Raw genomic sequence first — 17,302 nt, forward strand, 5'->3', positions numbered from 1 at the left:
GTTTATCTGTCTGCGGCTTGTGGCCGGCAGGCAGATGCTGAAAACGGGGCGGGGGGGCTGAGTCAGGCTGTTATCTGATAGACGGCGTAACAGCCTGTATATGCGGTTCGATTGCGGAGTGGCGGATTCTGGCGGAATATGTTGCGGTGTAATTGCGGATACTCTGCTTTAGGCCGCTGTGGTTGTTCCGGCACCTGCCGGAAATCATACGTTTCAGGAACCTTTATTGTATCCCACAGATATAAGCTGTTCACCTTTGTCAGTACGCAGCGCCAGTACGGGAACTCTGCGTACGCCGCCGGACAGTTCCAGCATGTTTTGCATGGCCGTCAGGCTGCTTTGCACATCCATAAAGATGTGTCCGGGATGAGCCTCTCTTGCCCTGCGGGTGTGCGGGCAATTTTCCTTGCCATATATAATCAGCGATTCTTCCACCATAGCCTCCCGCGTTTTTCGCTTGTATAATAAGACGTGCGGAGCGCGGAAACAACAACTAACCGTACGCCTGACGCTGTGTGCATAAAAAAATGCACCCGCTGTTGACAACCTGCCCCATTGTGCTGCATAAGGCTCTTCCGCAAGGGGCTGTAGCTCAGTTGGGAGAGCGCTTGAATGGCATTCAAGAGGTCGTGGGTTCAATTCCCTCCAGCTCCACCAAGAATTTCCCAAAGAAGAAGGGGTAGTTAGACGAAAATCTAACTGCCCCTTTTTCCGTTGGTGGCTAACCACCTGGCGAACCTTTTGTTAGCCGCGGTGTTGGAGCGCACTGATTAAGCTCCTGTAAACACTGTGATTGAAAGAATATGAAGCGGAAGAGGGTCAACCCCATATTACCCTGCCGCCTATGACTTCCTTCTGCAAAATATCCGTACACCCTCCGTCTTCCAATGAGACAACGTGTCCGCAGCGTTGTTTTTTTGGGGCTGATTTTTCCTGGGGTGATTTGGGACTGCTCGTTGCGGGTTCCACCCGGTGGCTCATGGGCCAGACCGAAACGGTATGGACGTTCATAGCGGGCCGGATGACAAATGCAGTTGCTGAAGGATCATGGTCCGTGTTGGCGTGCCGGTGGCTGTGCCGGTTCGCGCTGGTGTGGGGGTTCGATTCCCACCACCAGAGTTGCAAACCCTTGAGCTATCTTCAGTAACGGCTCGTCCTGAAAAAAAGAAGGGCCAGCCTGAGCCAGCCCTAGTGTCTTTAATCTACTATAAAATCAACATGCTTTTAGGAATGCTCTCATTAGGTGCGATGTAGCATGTGCATAATTGCGGCTGCTTCATTGCGATTGAAGTTAGTAGTAATGTAATACTCCTTGGTTACTTCGTTCCAAGCGAAGTGGCCACCACGCTTGGCATTGAAATAGTGGATGCCATGCTTAACAACCCAGCGTCCACGAATAAACGTTTGCTTAATGCGCCATTTTAGCTGCTGTTCCGTCCCAAGATATCTAGCATACATAATAAACCTCTACGATATTGTTGGTTAGGGACTTCGCAGAGACAGCCCCATTGTTGAATACGAGGCAATATGCTACTCGGCATATTCCTCATGCTGCGACCGTCCGCGCATTTCAGGGGTGGGGTCCACCCATTTTAGCTGACGCACACTCATGCACATTCAGCTTCAGGGTGGCTGGTGTAAAAATAGAAAGGAGGAGCCACAGCAGGTCAACTGCCGTGACTCCCCATGTTACCCCTCATTCGGGATGTCGTCAGAGAATTCGTCTTCTTCGTCCGGGCCAGTGCCAATGCCGACCCGGGTGAGGAGAATTTGTTCATGCTCCTCATCGAACTCCATGCGGAACTCGGTCTGTTCGGGATATTCGATCCCGGCTGCTTTCAGTTTGGAAATCGAAAGCTTGATTCCATGCTTCGTGATCCGAACCTGCGTTGAGCTTCTTTCGTACAGGCCCGGCAAAGTCATCAGGCTCTGTGATTCCACGGAAAGACGCATCAGGTGCTGGCGCAAGCTCTGCATTGAGCTGAGGCCCAATTCCTTCTTCGCCTCTGAAGCTGAAACGCCCGCTTCGCACAACTGGCGTAGCTTGACCGGGGCATTCTTGTGCTTCTTGGCTGATGTCGATAAGAACACCGTCCGCAAGTGCTTGCGTAAGCTTCCCCTGAAAAGACACAGGCCAAAACTGGAGTTTTCTGGCATATCCCCGTCAGGAGACTTTCATGAAGAAATCACGATTCACTGAGACGCAGATATTCTCGATCCTCAAAGAGGGCGAAGCCGGTATCAAAGTCAAAGACATCTGCCGCGTCCACGGTATTTCCGACGCCACCTATTATAGCTGGAAATCCAAGTATGGAGGCATGCAGGCTTCCGATCTGAAACGGATGAAGGATATGGAGGCTGAGCTGGCGCAGTTGAAGCGGATGTATGCGGACATGGCCCTCGAAAACCGTGCTTTGAAGGATCTGATCGAAAAAAAGCTTTAAGGCCGACCGGGAAACGCGAGGCGGTCGCTTATCTGACTGTCGAGCACAATTTGTCCATACTGCGCAGTTGCCGCTGTGTGGGCTTATCCAGGACGGCCTATTATCGGTTGCCTGCAAGTGGGAGCCGTGATCACGAAGTCGTCGAGGCGATCAACTCGTTAATCGACAAACACCCTCGCTGGGGATTCTGGAAGTGCTTCAAGGTACTGCGTCGCAAGCATTGCTGGAACCACAAGAGGGTATATCGCGTCTACTGCGAGCTGCGGCTGAACCTGAAGAGCCGGGCAAAGAAGCGATTGCCTCAACGCACTAAGCAGCCGCTGTCGATCCCGGCCCAGCCCAATCTGACGTGGTCTGCCGACTTCATGAGCGACTCGCTTTATGCGGGGAAACGATTTCGAACCTTCAACGTTATTGACGACTTCAACCGCGAACTGCTGCACGTCGCAATTGACACCTCCATTACCGGAAGGCGGTTAATCCGAGTGTTTGAACGGCTACGCTTGGAACGAGGCCTTCCCCAAGTGCTGAGGACGGACAACGGACCGGAATTCCTTTCTGGTGAGTTTGTAGCCTGGGCCGAGTCGGCAGGAATGAGCATCCAATATATTCAACCTGGAGAACCTAATCAGAACGCGTACATTGAACGGTTCAACCGGACATATCGCACCGAAGTGCTTGATCTCTATCTCTTCAGGACTCTGAATGAGGTCCGGGAGATCACCCACTGGTGGAAGATTGAATACAACGAACAGCGGCCCCATGACTCTCTCGGGGACCTGACACCCTCCGAGTTTTTATCCAACAACGCTGGAAACTCTATTTTTCAACTGTCCTCTTGACGGGGAAGCTTACGGAATCAGTCCCCTTGCCCGTCGGAGACATACAAAACCTGAAACAAAACAGCCTCCGGCGTGCAGGGAGATGATCTCCCTGCACCCTCAATACGCGCAGCGCATCGTTCATAGACATGCCTGCAGCGCGCTGTACTGCGCTGCTCCGCGCATAACCAGCCGCCTCGTACGCCCGAAGGCGACAGCTGACCGGACCACCTGTGGCGCAACGGGGGATGCAAGGGGAATCAGTCCCCTTGCCCGCCGGAGGCATCCTCTTGCGCAAAAACACAGGATATGCCGGACCGGGCACAAAAAAGCGCCGGAAAGGTAAACCTTCCGGCGCGGCATTTTCGGCTATCTGCAAAAACTAGCTGCGGTGGGGCTTCAGTTCTTCAAGAAACTGGGGAGCCACTTCAAAGCCGAGCTTCTGTGCTTCATCGGCATACTGCACAGCTTTGGCAAACTCGCCTTTTTCAAAGTATGCGAGAGCCATGTTGTTATATGCAGGAGCAAACGAAGGCTCTTTCTGGATGATCTGCTTACACACATCCAGTACCATGTCGTAGTCTTCCATCATAAAGTAGGCTGTGGCCAGAGTCGCCTTTGCCTGTACAAAGTCAGGATCCCACTTCAGGGCTTTTTTCAGGGCCGCTATTGCCGGTTCGGGTTCACCGCGCTGCAGGTGGACAAAAGCTATGTTAGCCCACGGTACAGGGAACTTAGCCCTGCACTGGGCGGCTTCTTCGTTGTAGCGCATACATCCGTCCAGATCGCCACGCTGCAGGCATATGCCGCCAAGCTGCACAAAGGCTTCGGCAAAGCGCGGCGAGTTACGCACGCACTCGCGGAACGACTGCTCCGCTGCGGCCCAGTCGCGCTTGGAAAGCAGGGCAACGCCGAGATTGTAGTGGTGGTTTGCGCAGTCGGCATTGTCCTTGATTGCAGCCTGCAAATCGGCGATGTACTCGTCGATGTTATCGTAGCTATCTTTCATAGTCCGTAAACCCCTCTTTTTCCAACAAGTTATGATACCAGACGCAAAATTCAAAAATGCCCCGGTACTTTTCGTCTCGGTTGATTATGCCCAGAGCGCACTCCAGCGCACCCTTGCCGTATTCGTTTGAGTACTCCGAATGATCGCAGGTTTGCAAAAACTCGCGGACGAGCTGCTGCGTGGTACGTTTTGTAACGTCCTGACGCACATCCAGAGGGTCATTGGGCTTCTGAAAAGGATCCCACTTGTCGTAGCCTATCCGGTCGATGAACTTTCTGCGCCGCGGTGACATCTTTTCATAGATGAACCGCTTCTGTTCTTCCTGATCCGGAGTAAGTTCCTGCGGGGTTCCGTCGCGGAACATGCTTGCGGAAATGGCCATCACTCGTTTCCTTTTGCGGTGGCGCCTGCACCGAGGTAGGCGTCGTCGTAAGTGGTAAGCAGAGCCATGGACACAGGCACAAGCACGGTATGCAGCTCAGAAAAACGCGAATGTACGGCATCGCGGATTTCAAGGCTCAGCTGTGCAAGGCGTTCATGAATTCTGTCGATATTGACGGTGGGGTATTGTTTGCCGGCCAGAAAGGCCGACTTGCCGCAGCTGTGGGCCTTGCCGCCTATGGCTGTGGGAATACCGTACAGGCGGCAGGTGATGGGGCGATATTCATACAGTTCGCACCCGTCCGTTTCGCCCAGCAGGGGGCAACGCACGCGCACACGGCCCATATCCTGCAGAATTTCTTCTGCATCCCTGCCGTTCTGCACATCGCGATGAGCCTGCCGTTTCAGCTTTACAAGCTTGCGGTCTGTTTCATCGGCCCGTTCCACAATAACGGAACGTTCCGGCCCGAAACTGAATTTCTGACCGAACCGGTGATTCAGGTACATGGCCTCGACCAGTGAAAGGTCGAACACCGCGTAGCAACAGTCGCTACAGCCTTTTTCACAGGTCACACATTCGGGGTGGGCTTCCTGAACACGCTTGAAGACGTTATCAACATCGGCCACAAGCGCTTCATACTTTGCAAAAATTTCAGAAAAATCCTGCGTCATTCTTTGTCTGCTCCTCGCCGCCCCGGGCCGCCTGATACAAAAGCACACCACAAGACACCGGTCTTGCGTGTTTTATGCCATTCAGACGGTGAGGCCGGTTCTACTGGTCGGTCGGGAAGTCAGATAATCACCGCGGTCGGGCCTGTCCAGTGCATGACGGTCCAATCATGGCGATTCCGTTACGGATTATGGCGGTCAGCCGTCCCGGAACGGAACCGGCGAACGATGCAGGCCGGAGTTCTTTGCCCCGCGTGCGCCGGACTACGCATGCGGAGAAGTACAGGATGCGGGGAATATCCTGCTGAAAATGCTGACCGGACGACGGGATAAAGCCCGCCGTCCGGCAGCATGTCGCGTATGCTTGCGAAAAAAAGCGAGCTTACACTTCTTCGATGGTGATTGCGTCGGATTCACAGACTTCGACGCAGGATTCACAGCCGAGGCATTCTTCTTCGTTCACAACAGCTGCTTTGCCGTCCTGAAGTTCGTAAACTTCAACGGGGCACACGTCTACACATTCGCCGTCGCCGGTGCACTTGTCGTGATCAACAGTTACATTCCAACCCATGGTAATCCTCCAGGCGTTTTTCTCGGGGTCTTATGACCCCAGATTTTTGTAAACCGCGCCGCGTAAAGCCGCTGGACGCGGACTTGTGGCAGCTAACCATTGCAGTGCAGATAGCTTTACCCCAATAGCGTGTCAAGACTTGAGGTGGATTCTCAATGCACCTTGTGGAAAAAGTTTCTAATTGTCAGAAAAACTTACAATATCATGCGTACATAGGCGGCTCTTCCGCCGCGTGCCGCCACCAGCAGAACAGCACCGGAAAGCCGGTGCCTGACAAAGGCCTCGGCAAAGTCCTGAAGCGATCCCGTGCGCAGACCGCCCACCTGCAGAATGGCATCACCGGCTTGCAGCCCCAGACGGCCGGCAGGGCTGTCCGGACGCACTGATTCGATAACCACACCCTGCCCGCGGGCATCACGCACGCGCATGCCCCAGCGCATGGCCGCCATGGAAAGCGCATCCTGCGCCCCCAGCGCCACAGGAACCACTGCCGTGCGGCGTAATTCCCCCTGCCGGAATATCTGCAGCCCCAGCTGACGACCGCGTGTATGGTTTCTCAGTAGCTGCAGGTAATGATCCTTATCCTGCACCGTATCATTTTCCATCCGCAGAATGACATCACCGGGCTGGATACCGGCTTTTTGCGCGGGAGTGCCCGCGTACACGCGGGTCACCAGCATACCGCCGGTGCCGCGCAGCCCCAGCCATGCTCCGGTGCGCTGGTCAATATCCTGCCCTTCCACCCCCAGCCACACCGGCCGCACCCGGCCGGAACTCAGCAATTCATCCACCACCCTGCGGGCTTTGTTGACCGGAATGGCAAAACCTATGCCTTCGGCATTTGCCTGTATGGCGGTGTTCACTCCCACAAGCTCTCCGGCTATATTGATAAGCGGCCCTCCGCTGTTTCCCGGATTGATTGCGGCATCGGTCTGGATGAGATCTGTAAACACGCCCTGCCTTGTCTGAATGGAACGCTGCAGCGCAGACACCACTCCGGTGGTCACCGTATGTCCGAATCCGAACGGATTCCCTATGGCGATGACTGTTTCGCCGGGCATCATGTCTGAAGAATCAGCCATAGGCACCTGCGGCAGCGATTGCGCAGCCTGCAGGCGCAGTACGGCAATATCAAAATCCGGTGCGGCACCCAGCAGGTCGGCTTCAAATTCGCGCCCGTCAAGCAGCCGTGCACGGATGGTCGTGGCGCCCGAAATGACATGGGCATTGGTCAGGACAAGGCCTCTGGAACCATCTATGATTACGCCGGAGCCCAGACTGTGACGCTGCATGGGCTGCTGCCTCTGGGGCAGACGTAACAGCTCGCGCAGCAGCGGTGATTCCGCAAAGGGTCCGGGCAGTTCCGCCCCCTGAGCCATACGGGCCGTGGTTATATTGACCACGGCAGGAGCCACGGCATGCACAGCACGCACAACAGGAGTGACCCTGGGCGAATCAGGCAACGGGCCATGTTCTGCCCTGCTGCCCGCTGCCGCGACACAGACAAACATCACCGCCACAACGATGCGCAGACACAAGGCAGCACCTGCCGCAGACACCGCGCGTAAACGCCTCAGCCCTTTTTCCGTTACCGCAGCAGCTGTTTTCATAGCATTTCCCTCTCCGCCATGCGGCTGTCTTGCCATTTCACCATGCCGATTGTAGGTATCAGGATTCTTAAAGGAGTCTTTCATGTCACATTCCGTGGAATACATAATACAGCACATTTCCCCTGTTGATACTTCGCTTGCCGGTGCTGCACAGGCGCATCTGGACAACCTGACAAAGCCGCGGGGCAGTCTGGGACGTCTGGAAGAACTGGCGCTCCGCCTTTACTGCATACAAGGCGGCGATACCCCGCTGGCAGCCGATCCGGCGCGCATTTACACCATTGCCGGTGATCATGGTGTAGCAGCCGAAGGCGTCAGCCCCTTTCCGCAGGAGGTCACGCGGCAGATGGTGCTCAACTTTCTGAGCAACGGCGCAGGCATCAATGTACTGTGCAATACCGTGGGCTGTGAACAGTTTGTTGTGGATGCCGGCAGCTGCGGAGGGGCCTACCCCGAACACCCCCGGCTGATACAGCGCAAAATTCATCCCGGAACAGCCAGTATCGCGCAGGGTCCGGCCATGACAGCCGAGCAATGCAGACAGGCCCTGCAACTGGGCATTGATCTGGCCGGCATGGCCCGCGAGGCGGGTTGCCGCACCGTGGGTACAGGCGAGATGGGCATATCCAACACCACTCCTTCCACAGCGCTGTACTGTGCCTACCTCGGGCTTGATCCTGCCGGCATCACCGGACCCGGAGCGGGCATCACCCCCGACCTTGTAAAACATAAGACAGATATTATCCGCAGAGCCCTTGCCGTCAACGCCGGTGCGGTACAGTCACAAAACGCCGTGGATATTCTTGCCGCCCTAGGGGGCTACGAAATAGCGGCTCTGACGGGACTTATTCTCGGTGCCGCCTACCATCGCATGGCTGTTCTGGTGGACGGATTCATTTCCACTGCCGCATGGACCGCCGCATGGAAGATATGCCCCGCTGTGAGCGATTACAGCTTTTTCAGCCACGCATCTGCCGAAGCAGGCCACAAAACGGCGCTGCGTTCCATGGGTATTGAGCCTCTGCACGATCTCGGCCTGCGTCTGGGAGAAGGCACCGGAGCTGCTCTCACCCTGTTCCTGCTGCGCTCCGCGGCGGCAATTTTCAACGATATGGCAACGTTTTCCTCGGCAGGAGTCGCCACACAATCATCCTGTTGAGCAACACTGTGGCCACTGATACCATCAGCCATGCCCCACGCCATGCACGATAATACACCCCTTCTGCAGATAACAGACGTTTCGCGCAGCTTTACGTTACGGCAGAAGCTGTTCGACGCTGCCGCCGACACGGTGAAAGCCGTGGATTCCGTCACGCTGCACATCAGCAGGGGAGAAACGCTGGGACTGGTGGGTGAAAGCGGATGCGGAAAAAGCACGCTGGCACGCATGACAGCCGGACTGCTAAAACCGGATTCCGGCACGGTGCATATAACTCCGGACTCCGGCGGTAGCGGCCGCATTGCCAACGCATCCGGTGTGCAGATGATTTTTCAGGATCCTTTTTCGTCGCTCAATCCGCGCATGCGGGTGGGACGCAGTATCGGAGAGGCTCTTGAAGTACAGGGAATGTCCCGTGCGGCAAGGCGCGCGCGGGTGGAACACCTGCTTGCCGTAGTCGGGCTGGCGCCGGAACATTATGACCGTTATCCGCACGAGTTTTCCGGCGGGCAACGTCAGCGCATCGCCATAGCACGAGCTCTTGCCCCTCAGGCTTCTCTGCTTGTCTGCGACGAACCGGTTTCCGCACTGGATGTTTCCGTACAGGCGCAGGTACTCAACCTGCTGGCAGACCTGCGTGATTCACTGGGACTTTCCATGCTGTTCATATCGCACGATCTCAGTGTTGTCAGACACTTCTGCCATCGTGTTGCGGTTATGTATCTGGGACGCATCATAGAAACAGCCCCGCGTGACATGATATACAATGCCCCCCTGCACCCGTACACCAAAGCTCTGCTGGCATCGCTGCCGGTACCTGACCCCGATGCCAGAACAACGCATACCCGTCTGCAGGGCGAACCGCCCAGTCCTGTCAGCCCGCCCTCCGGCTGTCACTTCCACCCGCGATGTCCGCACGCCATGCCGCATTGCCGCACGCACATTCCCGCAGAAACCGTCCTGCACGGCAGGCACCGCGTCCGGTGCCACCTGTATGCATAAACCCGCAGCTGCCGCCGACAACCGGCAGACCGCCTTTTTCCGGCACAGTGTATAAGCTGCTGTACGGGTGTGTACCGCTCATGGACTTCGTGCGGCACAGACGGTATAAAATAGCAATTGCGCGCACAAACAGCTCCGCAGCGCTTTCCACAGGCTTCGGGGTTGACGCTTCTTTCATGGTGGCTTACCGATAGGTTTATGGTTTTACCATGGCCAGTAACGCAAGGGGTGACGATGACTGACCGGAATCTGACACACAAAGAGCTTTCCGCCATGCTGGGGGTTTCCGAGACCACCATAAAAAGCTACCGGAGAAAGTTTCCGGGCTGTATTCCCGTGGCAAGCAAGGGAAAGCCCATCCGGTTTACTCCGGAAGCGGGCACGGTGTGCGTACGCATACGCGATATGTTCAATCTGGGCATGTCTGTGGAAGAAGTGCGCAGCAGGCTTGCCCAGGAGTTCGACTGGATAGACGAAGCCCCGCAGCAAAAGCAGCAGGACGAGCCCAAAAACCGCAGACCGGACGAACCCGCACGGCGCACAGAGCTGTCACACGATTTTTCCGCTTCGGTCAGTAATCTGGCAAAATCCATGGTGGCTCTGACACAGCAGCAGGCATCCATGCTGCAGCGCCTGCAGAATATAGAAGAAATGCTGCGACAGCTGGGACTTTCCGGACCGGTTGAGCGCAAACCCCTACAGGCAACGCTGGGTCCGGAGTGGGATGACCGCTTTGAGCGCATGCAGCAAGCCATGGAAATAATGGCCCAGACAGTCACCGGACTGCGCCGGCAAGTTACCGACCTGCGTCCGGCACCGGTTGCACAGGTTCCCGCAGGAACAGCACCGCAGCCGTCAGGGACGGCAGACGCAGAAGATGCGCCCGCACACACCACGGACACAATGCCGCAGGCCGAAGATTCAGCCGGTGATGAGCAGATGTTTGCCGCTGTACAGGCCGTATCCCCGGGACGCAGCGACCCGCCCCGCAGGGTGATGATACTTCCGCTTGTTTTCCAGTCTTCGCGGGGAGAATATCTTGGTGTAGCGGGCAAAGCCCGCGGACGGTTCAGCGCAAATGACCTCAAGGCATTGCTGGCCATGACGTTCTTTCCGCCGGAACGGTACACACAGCAATGGGAACAGGACGGCAACGGCTGGTGGCTGCTGCTGACCCAGCCCGAAAGCGCCACCCCCCGCGAGTTTGCCATCTACATGGAAGAAACGGTGACACCGCGCGGCAACACTGTGGCGCTTGTACTGCGCCTTGCCGTTAACGGGGAAGAACAGCACCCCGTGGAACTGCACAATTTTATCAGTGAAATGCAGGGCGAATAGCAGCCGCATCATGAAAAAAGCAAAACGGCACACCGCACGGTGTGCCGTTTTTTTACGGCCATAAAGCAATACCGCAGAACCGGATACTGCAGGACAAGAACACTCCGGACGCCGCACGCCGCACGCAGACAGCACTCAATGCCGCAGACGCCCTGAGCCATAAAAAAAGCCCTCTTGCGAGGGCATTTGGTATCGGGAAAAAACTACCGAGCAATCATAGAGCGCAGCATATCCGAGCAGTTCTCGGTATTATGGCTCATGGCGTACAGCGCATCCACAAAATGGATGAGCTGGTAGATATCCTTGAAATCAAGATCAGAACGGTAGATAGCGGAAACAATCCGGTTCTTTTCACGGAACACTTCGCGCTGCTGGGCACGGATGGCGCGGTAGGTGTTTTTGGTGGATTCTCTGTCCAGCTTGCCGCCGCCGTGGATGAGTCCCACTGTGGCATCAAGTGCCGGCTTCAGCAGTTCGATGCTTTTGGATACCTTGTGCAGGAAGAAAACAAACTCTTTCTGAAATTCATCAGGAATGGGAATGCGGCGCATGCCCAGCCAGTTAAGCGCTTCCTGCCCTGCATCAAGAATGTTGTCCTGACTGCGGGTATAGTTGATGAAAAGCGTCTTATCCACAGCCATGAACAAAGCACGCGGCAGGTGGTTGCGGATGTTGCGCTTTATCTTGTCGGCATGTTCTTCCGCGTCATCCACTTCTCGCAGCAGTGTATTGAAATCCTTGCAGGTGCCGCCGGTTATGTAGCACTCCATGGACTCTTCGATAAGACGCATGCCCTTGGCTATCTGCTCGTAATGCTCGACAAGTCCTGTCATGGGCGAGCGTTCGTCGCGTACAAGCCCGAAGAGGGGGATTCGAATGTTCATATATGAAGCCTCCGGTAACAGCCTTCAGGGTCCTACAAAAACGACCATCTGAGAAGCTGGAAAATGACGATACTGGTTATAGCGGCAATAGGTACTGTAAGTACCCAATAAAGCACTATTTTGTAAAGCACTCTAAAATCAACGGCACCAAAGCCTCTGGCCAGCCCCACGCCCACTATGGACCCCACAGCGGCGTGTGTGGAAGAAACCGGCATTCCCAGATTTGATGCCATGAGAACTGTTGTGGCCGCTCCGAATTCCACAGAAAAACCACGGGTATTGGTCAGTTTGGTTATTTTTTCACCCACGGTGGCCATAACCTTGTGCCCCAGCACGGCAATGCCCAACGCAATGCCCAGCCCGCCGATGACCAGAAGCCACAGGGGCACCTCCGCAGAAGCCAGCAGTGTGCGTTCGCGCGCTATCAGGTATATGGCAGCCACAGGGCCTATGGCGTTGGCCACATCGTTGGCGCCCTGCGACACCGCCACATAACAGGCCGTACCCACCTGCAGACGGCGGAACATGTCTTCCACTGCTTCGGGTCCGTCGGCATCTTTGGGCAGCGTGCGTGTGAACAGCACCCGGAAACCAGTCCACACCGCCACCGTCAGCACGGCGGTCAGCCCCAGCGCCACAGACCAGTGCAGGTTAAGACTCTTGCCCACCGGCGTTTTATAAAAAAACGAAAGCACCACAAGATCGGCGGTAAGCGCTATCCAGAACGGGGCCCAGAATCTCGCTTTTTCTATTATCTTGGTTCGGTACAGAATAAACCGCCGTATATGGGAAAATACAAAAAAAGCAATGCCTGCGCCAAAAAGCGGCGAAATGATCCATGAAAGCACCACAAAGCCCATACTGCCCCAGTTGACGACTTCGGGCCCTCCGGCAACAATGCCGAATCCGAGAATCGACCCCACGATGGAGTGCGTGGAAGAAACCGGCAGCGACGTAAGCGTGGCCACCAGCACCCACAAGGCAGCAGAAAGCAATGCGGCGAACATGCCTACCATCATCACCCGCGGGTCTGTTATCATATCCGCGTTGATGATACCCTTGCTGATAGTTTTAGTTACATGAGCACCCAGAAATACGGCGCCCACAAAGTTCAGCACACCGGCAATCATTACCGCCTGTTTGACGGTGATGGCTTTGGAACCGACCGATGATGCCATGGAGTTGGCCACATCGTTGGCCCCCAGATTGAATGCCATCATAAAGCCGGCGCCGACGGCGAGAACAAGAAAAACAGTGTATATATCCATGTAACCTGTCCGTTTAAGGGATGAGCGATGCCCTGAATTACCCTGGTAGCGGTGACCGGAAGGTGCACAGGTAAACGGGGAGCAGCCGGATGCCTGTGTTGTTCCGCTGCAGGTAAAAGACGCCGCTCCACTACTGGGAAAAGCGGCCTTTGTCAAAAAAGCGCCACCGTCTTACCTGCCAATTGTAACAATCGTGTGACAAAAACGCCATAAAGTGACGGTTAAATAACATGATGAAACATTACTCCATCCGCCACAGACTGTTTATAGGAAGCATCATACTGTTATTTCTGGCACTTATTCCGCCGTTTATTTATGTCGGCGGGCTGCTGAAAGATGATGTGCTGACCGAATCGCGCCTGCGCGCACGCAACGGACTGGAAATGGCCGCATGGCTGATGGAGGAACAGGCACCGTTTTCTGACACCGCTTCCATGAACGCATGGGCACACCGGTTCGGACAGCGTACGGGTATACGCATTACCTACATCGAAAACGGCCGCGTTGTGGCTGATTCTGAAATTGCCTACGAACAGCTGCCGACGCTGGACAGCCACCGTAACAGGCCGGAAGTGAAAGCAGCTCTGGTCAACGGCGAAGGCATGGAAGTGCGCTACAGCACCACACTGGGCAAAGACCTTATTTATATGGCGCGTACCATCACAGTGCCCGACAGCGGACTGGACGGTGTGCTGCGCATTGCCCTGCCCGCGTCCGTGGTTAACGAGCGTCTGGCCGAGCTCAAAGAAGGTCTGGCTGCAGTGTTTCTACTGGCCATGCTGGCCAGTGCCGGCCTTGCCTATCTTGTAACCCGGTCTCTGGTGCGTTCCATCGAAGACCTTGCCGCAACAGCCCACGCCATCGGACAGGGTGATTACGCCCGCAAAATCCGCGACTATCCGGGAACGGAACTGCGTCCGCTGGTTGATGCCATCAACGACATGGCAAAAAACACCCGCAGGCAGATGCAGATGCTTACCGACCAGAAAGGACGCCTTGAAGCCATTCTGGACGGCATAACAGACGGAGTGATGGTGCTGGACGAAGAAGGACGCATCCATTCTGTAAACACGGCACTTACCGATATGTTTCCGCAGGTGGCGGGCATGGAAGGGGCCACCCCCCTTGAAGCCACCATGCAGCCGGATCTGCAGAAAGCAGTAGATGCCATGCTGCGCAGCGACACCGCCCACAGCGGCCAGCCTATGCCCGATACCGGACGGGTGTGCAATGTGGAACTTTCCGGCGGGCGGTACATGGAAATAACTCTGGTGCCTTTTGCCGACCCTGCCGGAACAAGAAAAATAGTACTGGCGTTTCATGATGTGAGTGAGCGCGAACAGCTGGAAAAAGTACGTCGGGATTTTGTGGCCAACGTGTCGCATGAGCTGAAAACACCGCTCACCAGCATCAAGGGATACACCGAGATGCTTATCGAATCACCGCCAGCAGGCCGCGAGCAGAACAGCATGTTTCTGCAGACCATCCTTAAAAATGCCAACCACATGATAAAAATGGTCAACAGCCTGCTGGTTCTGGCACGCGCCCAGCACAAACGCGAACAGACAGCCATGTCCGCCGTGGATGCCGCAGCCGTCATCCGCCAGACCGTGCGAGAAATGGACCCTGCAGCGCACGAAAAAAATATCTCCATCGAAACACAGATGCCCGAAACACCACTTATGGTCACAGGAGACAGAGATGCTCTGTGTGAAGTTTTCCGGAACCTGCTGGACAACGCCGTCAAATACAGTCCGAATAATTCTGCAGTGACCGTTTCTGCCCGAATAACCGAAGGCAGAGCAGCCTTCTGCATAAAAGACAGCGGTCCGGGAATTCCCGAAGCCAGCAAGGAAAGAATCTTTGAACGCTTCTACAGGCTAGACAGAGACGGAGATACGCACAAAAACGGTTCCGCCGGTCTTGGACTGGCAATCTGCCGCAGAATAGTGAAAAGTCACGGTGGCGAAATATGGGTGGAAAGTCCTCTGGACAGTAAAACCGGATCCGGCGCCGCCTTCTTTGTCACGCTGGATACGGCATCCGCATAACGCATCCCCTCAAAAAAATTCAAAGGCTTCCGCTGGCAGAAACAATTCCGGCGGAAGCCTTTTCCATTCCCTGCAGCCCTTTGTCCCCGCTCTCCTCTGCCCGATTATTTGCAGCCAAGCCTCTTTCTGTCTCCGACGGGCAAGGAGCTGCTTGGGGGAGTGATTGTTTTATGTCTCCGACGGGCAAGGGGAATGATTCCCCTTGCATCCCCCATTGCGCCCGAAGCGGACCGGTCAGCTGTACCCTTCCCTTCGGGCGTACGGGCGGCATCATCGGCACGGAGCAAGGCAGTACAGCGCGCCGCAGGCGTATCTGTGAAACATGCGAGGCGCGCCCTGAGGGTGCAGGGAGGTCACCTCCCTGCCCGCCGGAGGCTGTTTGTTTTTGTTTCAGATTTTGTATGTCTCCGACGGGCAAGGGGAATGATTCCCCTTGCATCCCCCATTGCGCCCGGCGCGGACCGGTCAGCTGTACCCTTTCGGGCGTTCATGGCGGCATCATCGGTACGGAGCAAGGCAGTACAGCGCGCCGCAGGCGTATCTGTGAAACATGCGAGGCGCGTACTGAGGGTGCAGGGAGGTCACCTCCCTGCACGCCGGAGGCTACCTCCTTTACTCCGCTTGCCCGACCTGCTCCCGAAGTTATACACAAAAAACGTACAATAAATGTTCATAACAAAAATAAACCATTAATATAAAAAATTTTATCATATAATCACTTTCAAAATAAAAAACCCCCGCCGGAATCACCGGCGGGGGTTATCTACAATATTTTTCTTTTATATTTCTACATACTGGATGTGTTATCTACACCGTATGTCTGTAAAGCAAGAGTTCCGTCCAGATACCCTTTATACGAAACAAGCACTGTCATGAACTCATCCATGCGTTCTCTGGATACGGGTTGCGAACGGGGGTTGGTTACTCTGGAAGGGTTAAGGTATTTACCATAGCGTTTCATGCGGAAATCAAGATGAGGCCCTGTGGCATACCCTGTTGCTCCCACATAGCCGATAACCTGTCCCTGAGCCACTTTCTGCCCGCTGCGGATGCCTCTGGCATAACGCGACATATGAAGATACGCGCTTTCGTATCCGTTCATGTGCCGTATTTTAACATACTTTCCGGCGGCCTTGGTTCTGGCAACGGCCACAACGGTACCGCTGCCTATGGCTTTGATGGGGGTGCCTGTGGGGGCGGCGTAATCTATTCCGTGATGTGGTCTGACAATATTAAGCACAGGATGCAGACGGGCATTGCTGTAGCCCGACGAGATTCTTCTGAAATCAAGAGGAGCCTTCAGAAAGGCCTTGCGCAGGCTTTTGCCGTCCGCTGTGTAATATTCGCCCCTGCCGCCGTCTTCCAGCAAAAAGCCTTCATACGGGGTGTCCTGATTGACAAAACGGGCAGCCAGAATACGTCCGTACCCTTTGAACTCACCTTCACGGTAGCGTTTTTCCACCACCACGGTAAAACTGTCGCCTTCGCGTATATCCCTGATGAAATCCACTTCCCACATGAAAATGTCTGCAAGGCGGTATGCCAGCGCAGCACCTTCACCGGCGTTTTCCACTGCGGTGAACAGGTTGGACTCTATTTTTCCTTCCACTCTGTCCAGCTGGATATCATAGGGAATAGGTTCCACTGCGGCGTGAAAAATATCACCGTCCCGCGCCACGGTCAGGATGCTTGTGTCATCTATTTCATACCGGAACGACTGAAGTTCATCCTGCAGACAGGTCACGCTCCAGGGCTGCCCCGCCTTGATACGGGAAAGGCTGAATACGTCATCGCACTGCCTTGCCAGAGAATAAACCTCTGCCGGAGAGAGCCAGTTTTCCAGAATACCGGAAACCGTATCGCCGGGCTGGATGGTGCCTGTGATGGTTTCTGGCACGGGCACCGGAGGCATCTCAGGCGTGGCAACATCCTCTGTCATGCTCTGCTGCGCACCGCCGGTCACAGCCTCGGGCGTGGTATCTTCGTCGCGCAAAAACAGCCCCGTGACGATCACAAGGCATAAGACGACAACCGCCATACCGGCCGCAAGGCGTTTTTTCCGCGTATCCGCAGTCCGCAGTGTGTTTCTTTTTTT

Annotated in this window: 15 protein-coding genes and 1 tRNA gene; 6 read left to right on the top strand and 10 right to left on the bottom strand. The window is 55.4% G+C overall.

Going from position 1 to position 17,302, the window contains the following annotated elements:
- Positions 1–213: 213 nt before the first annotated feature.
- On the bottom strand, positions 214–438 hold the full coding sequence (locus ACZ5D1_RS00240) for a glutaredoxin-like UXV-star protein (protein ID WP_455696552.1): 225 nt from the start codon (positions 436–438) through the stop codon (positions 214–216).
- Between the two features lie 143 nt (positions 439–581).
- On the opposite strand from ACZ5D1_RS00240, the gene ACZ5D1_RS00245 reads away from it, so the two are divergent.
- A tRNA-Ala gene (locus ACZ5D1_RS00245) sits at positions 582–657 on the top strand.
- Positions 658–1,689: 1,032 nt separating this feature from the next.
- Here ACZ5D1_RS00245 and ACZ5D1_RS00250 read toward each other — a convergent pair.
- On the bottom strand, positions 1,690–2,157 hold the full coding sequence (locus tag ACZ5D1_RS00250; protein ID WP_464555539.1) for a hypothetical protein: 468 nt from the start codon (positions 2,155–2,157) through the stop codon (positions 1,690–1,692).
- A 20-nt stretch (positions 2,158–2,177) separates the two neighbouring features.
- Between ACZ5D1_RS00250 and ACZ5D1_RS00255 the strand changes: the two genes are divergently transcribed.
- Positions 2,178–3,286, top strand: a protein-coding gene (locus ACZ5D1_RS00255) for an IS3-like element ISDde4 family transposase (RefSeq protein WP_464555541.1) whose coding sequence is annotated in 2 segments (ribosomal slippage) — positions 2,178–2,439 and positions 2,439–3,286 — 1,110 coding nt in all. Because the reading frame shifts where the segments join, the coding sequence is not laid out codon by codon here.
- Positions 3,287–3,647: 361 nt separating this feature from the next.
- Here ACZ5D1_RS00255 and ACZ5D1_RS00260 read toward each other — a convergent pair.
- The 5 genes from ACZ5D1_RS00260 to ACZ5D1_RS00280 form a co-directional block, all read right to left on the bottom strand.
- Positions 3,648–4,274, bottom strand: a complete 627-nt coding sequence (locus ACZ5D1_RS00260; RefSeq protein WP_011369411.1) for a tetratricopeptide repeat protein — start codon at positions 4,272–4,274, stop codon at positions 3,648–3,650.
- Positions 4,264–4,656 (bottom strand): hypothetical protein, encoded by a 393-nt coding sequence (locus tag ACZ5D1_RS00265; RefSeq protein ID WP_011369412.1) that lies wholly within the window; start codon positions 4,654–4,656, stop codon positions 4,264–4,266. The genes ACZ5D1_RS00260 and ACZ5D1_RS00265 overlap by 11 nt, the downstream gene beginning before the upstream one ends.
- Complete coding sequence (locus tag ACZ5D1_RS00270) at positions 4,656–5,327, bottom strand: YkgJ family cysteine cluster protein (RefSeq protein WP_011369413.1); 672 nt, start codon at positions 5,325–5,327, stop codon at positions 4,656–4,658. Before ACZ5D1_RS00270 ends, ACZ5D1_RS00265 begins: the two co-directional genes overlap by 1 nt.
- 379 nt (positions 5,328–5,706) lie before the next feature.
- Complete coding sequence (locus ACZ5D1_RS00275) at positions 5,707–5,895, bottom strand: ferredoxin (protein ID WP_011369414.1); 189 nt, start codon at positions 5,893–5,895, stop codon at positions 5,707–5,709.
- Positions 5,896–6,089: 194 nt separating this feature from the next.
- On the bottom strand, positions 6,090–7,505 hold the full coding sequence (locus ACZ5D1_RS00280; RefSeq protein WP_464555544.1) for a trypsin-like peptidase domain-containing protein: 1,416 nt from the start codon (positions 7,503–7,505) through the stop codon (positions 6,090–6,092).
- A gap of 82 nt (positions 7,506–7,587) precedes the next feature.
- On the opposite strand from ACZ5D1_RS00280, the gene cobT reads away from it, so the two are divergent.
- From cobT to ACZ5D1_RS00295, 3 genes are all read left to right on the top strand, one after another.
- Positions 7,588–8,664 carry a nicotinate-nucleotide--dimethylbenzimidazole phosphoribosyltransferase gene (gene cobT / locus ACZ5D1_RS00285; protein ID WP_464555546.1) on the top strand — a complete coding sequence of 359 codons (1,077 nt, stop codon included), beginning with the start codon at positions 7,588–7,590 and terminating at the stop codon, positions 8,662–8,664.
- A 30-nt stretch (positions 8,665–8,694) separates the two neighbouring features.
- The gene (locus tag ACZ5D1_RS00290; RefSeq protein WP_464555548.1) at positions 8,695–9,666 is read left to right on the top strand and encodes an ABC transporter ATP-binding protein; all 972 of its coding nucleotides are present in this window, start codon (positions 8,695–8,697) and stop codon (positions 9,664–9,666) included.
- 234 nt (positions 9,667–9,900) lie between these two features.
- On the top strand, positions 9,901–11,004 hold the full coding sequence (locus ACZ5D1_RS00295) for a MerR family transcriptional regulator (protein ID WP_464555550.1): 1,104 nt from the start codon (positions 9,901–9,903) through the stop codon (positions 11,002–11,004).
- A gap of 203 nt (positions 11,005–11,207) precedes the next feature.
- Here ACZ5D1_RS00295 and ACZ5D1_RS00300 read toward each other — a convergent pair whose 3' ends face one another.
- Together ACZ5D1_RS00300 and ACZ5D1_RS00305 are read right to left on the bottom strand one after the other, a co-directional pair.
- Positions 11,208–11,888: a DUF47 domain-containing protein gene (locus tag ACZ5D1_RS00300; RefSeq protein ID WP_011369420.1), complete on the bottom strand. Its 681-nt coding sequence runs from the start codon at positions 11,886–11,888 to the stop codon at positions 11,208–11,210.
- 32 nt (positions 11,889–11,920) lie between these two features.
- On the bottom strand, positions 11,921–13,156 hold the full coding sequence (locus ACZ5D1_RS00305; RefSeq protein ID WP_011369421.1) for an inorganic phosphate transporter: 1,236 nt from the start codon (positions 13,154–13,156) through the stop codon (positions 11,921–11,923).
- 230 nt (positions 13,157–13,386) lie between these two features.
- On the opposite strand from ACZ5D1_RS00305, the gene ACZ5D1_RS00310 reads away from it, so the two are divergent.
- The gene (locus ACZ5D1_RS00310) at positions 13,387–15,207 is read left to right on the top strand and encodes an ATP-binding protein (RefSeq protein WP_011369422.1); all 1,821 of its coding nucleotides are present in this window, start codon (positions 13,387–13,389) and stop codon (positions 15,205–15,207) included.
- 787 nt (positions 15,208–15,994) lie between these two features.
- Here ACZ5D1_RS00310 and ACZ5D1_RS00315 read toward each other — a convergent pair.
- Positions 15,995–17,245 (bottom strand): M23 family metallopeptidase, encoded by a 1,251-nt coding sequence (locus ACZ5D1_RS00315; RefSeq protein WP_455696545.1) that lies wholly within the window; start codon positions 17,243–17,245, stop codon positions 15,995–15,997.
- Between the last annotated feature and the right edge of the window lie 57 nt (positions 17,246–17,302).

It is taken from the genome of Oleidesulfovibrio vietnamensis, assembly GCF_055388115.1.

What these genes read in the sequence shown, in the direction of transcription:
- ACZ5D1_RS00240 (WP_455696552.1), bottom strand. Translation starts at nt 438, where the DNA reads ATGGTGGAAGAATCGCTGATTATATATGGCAAGGAAAATTGCCCGCAC.
- ACZ5D1_RS00250 (WP_464555539.1), bottom strand. Translation starts at nt 2,157, where the DNA reads ATGCCAGAAAACTCCAGTTTTGGCCTGTGTCTTTTCAGGGGAAGCTTA.
- ACZ5D1_RS00260 (WP_011369411.1), bottom strand. Translation starts at nt 4,274, where the DNA reads ATGAAAGATAGCTACGATAACATCGACGAGTACATCGCCGATTTGCAG.
- ACZ5D1_RS00265 (WP_011369412.1), bottom strand. Translation starts at nt 4,656, where the DNA reads ATGGCCATTTCCGCAAGCATGTTCCGCGACGGAACCCCGCAGGAACTT.
- ACZ5D1_RS00270 (WP_011369413.1), bottom strand. Translation starts at nt 5,327, where the DNA reads ATGACGCAGGATTTTTCTGAAATTTTTGCAAAGTATGAAGCGCTTGTG.
- ACZ5D1_RS00275 (WP_011369414.1), bottom strand. Translation starts at nt 5,895, where the DNA reads ATGGGTTGGAATGTAACTGTTGATCACGACAAGTGCACCGGCGACGGC.
- ACZ5D1_RS00280 (WP_464555544.1), bottom strand. Translation starts at nt 7,505, where the DNA reads ATGAAAACAGCTGCTGCGGTAACGGAAAAAGGGCTGAGGCGTTTACGC.
- cobT (WP_464555546.1), top strand. Translation starts at nt 7,588, where the DNA reads ATGTCACATTCCGTGGAATACATAATACAGCACATTTCCCCTGTTGAT.
- ACZ5D1_RS00290 (WP_464555548.1), top strand. Translation starts at nt 8,695, where the DNA reads ATGCCCCACGCCATGCACGATAATACACCCCTTCTGCAGATAACAGAC.
- ACZ5D1_RS00295 (WP_464555550.1), top strand. Translation starts at nt 9,901, where the DNA reads ATGACTGACCGGAATCTGACACACAAAGAGCTTTCCGCCATGCTGGGG.
- ACZ5D1_RS00300 (WP_011369420.1), bottom strand. Translation starts at nt 11,888, where the DNA reads ATGAACATTCGAATCCCCCTCTTCGGGCTTGTACGCGACGAACGCTCG.
- ACZ5D1_RS00305 (WP_011369421.1), bottom strand. Translation starts at nt 13,156, where the DNA reads ATGGATATATACACTGTTTTTCTTGTTCTCGCCGTCGGCGCCGGCTTT.
- ACZ5D1_RS00310 (WP_011369422.1), top strand. Translation starts at nt 13,387, where the DNA reads ATGATGAAACATTACTCCATCCGCCACAGACTGTTTATAGGAAGCATC.
- ACZ5D1_RS00315 (WP_455696545.1), bottom strand. Translation starts at nt 17,245, where the DNA reads ATGGCGGTTGTCGTCTTATGCCTTGTGATCGTCACGGGGCTGTTTTTG.